Source organism: Deinococcus pimensis DSM 21231, from assembly GCF_000519345.1.
Classification (GTDB): domain Bacteria; phylum Deinococcota; class Deinococci; order Deinococcales; family Deinococcaceae; genus Deinococcus_A; species Deinococcus_A pimensis.
In genome coordinates this window covers 17,313-20,085 of sequence record NZ_KI912632.1, presented here as the reverse complement: position 1 = coordinate 20,085, position 2,773 = coordinate 17,313, and the positions used below count along the sequence as shown (strand labels likewise).

The following is a 2,773-nucleotide window of genomic DNA, read 5'->3' as shown; positions in this document are numbered from 1 at the left end:
GGGCGTCTCGGCGGACGTGCGCGACTTCGCGGCGATGGAGGCGGCGGCGGCGCGCGCCGTGGAGGCCTTCGGTCCGATCGACGTGGTGCTGTGCGGCGCGGCGGGCAACTTCCCCGCGCCCGTGGACGGCATCTCGCCCAACGGCTTCAAGAGCGTCGTGGACATCGACCTGCTCGGCACGTACCACACGGTGAAGGCGGCGGCGCCGCACCTGCGCGCGCCTGGCGCGAGCGTCCTCTCGATCAGCGCGTACGGCATGCCCGTCCCGATGCAGGCGCACGTGTGCGCCGCGAAGGCGGGCGTGGACATGCTCACGCAGGTCCTCGCGATCGAGTGGGGCGCGCGGGGCGTGCGCGTGAACGCCATCATCCCCGGGCCCATCGACGAGACGGAGGGCATGCGCCGCCTCGCCCCGACGGACGCGGCGCGCGCGGCGGTCGTGCGGACCGTGCCGCTCGGACGGATGGGCCGCAAGGAGGACATCGCGAACGCGGCGCTCTTCCTCGTGTCGGACGCGGCGAGCTTCATCACGGGCGCGATCCTGCCCGTGGACGGCGGCAACCGCCTGCTGGGCTCCGGGGCGCTGGTCAGCGCGATGATGCAGCAGTAAATCAGAACAGCGACGCGCGGGGTGAAGGACCCGGTCGCCCGGACCGGTCCGGGCGTGGGAATCACAGCGAACAGAGACGCGCTGACAGCCCAGGCATGGGGACCGAACCGCTTCGGTCCGTACACGGCCAAACGCCGACGGCCACTCTCCCGGAGACGCGCCGGGTAGGATGGGCGCCATGAGCCTCCGTCCTGCCCGTCCCGTCCTGACCCGCCACTCGCTCGAAGGGGACGTGCTGCGCCTGTGGGGGCGCGACGACGTCCTGGAGGTGAGCGCGCCCCTGGAGGGCGTGCTGCGCCTGCGGCACGCGCCGGGCGCGCGGCACTCCACGCTGGGCTTTCCCGCGCTCCCGGAGAAACGCAGCTTCGCCGTGACGCACGAGGGCCACCTGCCGCTGGACGTGACGTCCTCGGAGGAGGGCTGGCGCGTGTCGGCGGGCGGGCTGAGGCTCGACGTGGACGCCGCGTCGGGCCTGTGGAGCGTCACGGACGCGGGGGGGCACGAGCTGGCGCGCGCCACGGGGCTCACGTCGGACCTCGCGTCGGAACTGCGGCGCTCCACGCTGTCGCTGGACGCCCCGGCGGGCGCGGCGTACCTGGGTTTCGGGGAGAAGGTGGGGCCGCTCGACAAGCGCGGGATGCGCTTCACCTTCTGGAACACGGACCACTTCCCGCACCACACGGATTCGGACCCGCTTTACGCGTCGTTTCCGCTGTGCACGGTGATCCACGAGGGGCGCGCGGCGGGCCTCTTCCTCGACGAGACGTGGCGTTCGGAGGTGGACGTCGCGAACCTCGACGACCGGACGCTGACGTGGCGCTCGGCGGGCCCGACGATGGACCTGTACGTCACGGCGGGGCCGTCGCCCGTGACGGTGCTGGAGCGCTACACGGCCCTGACGGGCCGTCACCCGATGCCGCCGCTGTGGGCGCTGGGCTACGCGCAGTCGCGCTGGGGCTACGAGAACGAGACGGACGTGCGCGCGGTCGTGGACGGCTACCGTTCGCGCGGCATTCCTCTGGACGCGGTGTACGTGGACGTGGACTACCTCGACGGGTACCGGGTGTTCACCTGGGACCGCGACCGCTACCCGGACCCGCGCGGGCTGCTCTCGGAGATGCTGGCGCGGGGCGTGCGGCTCGTGCCGATCGTGGATCCCGGCGTGAAGGCCGACCCCGGCTACGACGTGTACGACTCGGGGCTCGCGGGGGATCACTTCGTGAAGACGTGGCGCGGGGAGACCTTCGTGGGCGAGGTGTGGCCGAAACCCGCCGTCTTCCCGGACTTCACGCGGGACGAGGTGGTGGCGTGGTGGGCCCTGCACTTCGAGCGCTGGGCGAGCGTGGGCGTGCACGGCGTGTGGAACGACATGAACGAGCCGAGCTGCTTCGACTTCCCGGGCCGCACGAGCGGCTTCGAGAGCGTGAACGCGTCGGCGGCGAAGGTGGAGGGCAAGACGCTGCCGTACGACGCGCGGCACGGGACGCGCCGTCACATCGAGGTGCACAACGCGTACGCGCTCGGCATGAACGAGGCGGCGCGCGTGGCGCTGTCGCGCGCACACCCGGGGCGGCGTCCCTTCATGATCAGCCGGGCGGGGTACGCGGGCCTGCAGAGGTATTCGGGCATGTGGTCGGGGGACAACTCCAGCGAGTGGTCGCATCTCGCGCTGTCCCTGCCGATGCTGATGGGGATGGGCCTGTCGGGGATGGCGCTCGTGGGCGCGGACGTGGGCGGCTTCAACGGCGACACGACGGGCGAGCTGCTGGTCCGCTGGACGCAGACGGGCGCGTTCTACCCGGTGATGCGCAACCACGCGGTGCTGGGCTCGCGGTCGCAGGAGCCGTGGCGCTTCGGGGAGGAGGTGGAGGCGGCGGTGCGTGAGGCGGTGGAGCTCCGCTACCGCCTGCTGCCCACGCTGTACAGCCTGATGCGCGAGGCGACCCTGACGGGTCTGCCGCCCCTGCGTCCGCTGGCCCTGCATCACGCGGACGACGCGGACGCGGTGCGCGAGGACGGCGCGTTCCTGTTCGGGCCGGACATGCTGGTGGCCCCGGTGCTGCGGCAGGGCGCGCGGCGGCGCGTGACGTACCTCCCGGCGGGACGCTGGGCGGAGGTGTTCAATCTCTCGGCGGGCGCGGCGGTGCACGCGGGCGCGGCGGA

The 2,773-nt window shown here is 72.8% G+C and carries 2 protein-coding genes; both read left to right on the top strand.

Going from position 1 to position 2,773, the window contains the following annotated elements; genetic code table 11:
- On the top strand, positions 1–610 hold a 610-nt coding region (locus DEIPI_RS28510; RefSeq protein WP_157463460.1), incomplete at its 5' end, for an SDR family oxidoreductase.
- Between the two features lie 178 nt (positions 611–788).
- On the top strand, positions 789–2,773 hold a 1,985-nt coding region (locus DEIPI_RS28505; RefSeq protein WP_157463458.1), incomplete at its 3' end, for a glycoside hydrolase family 31 protein.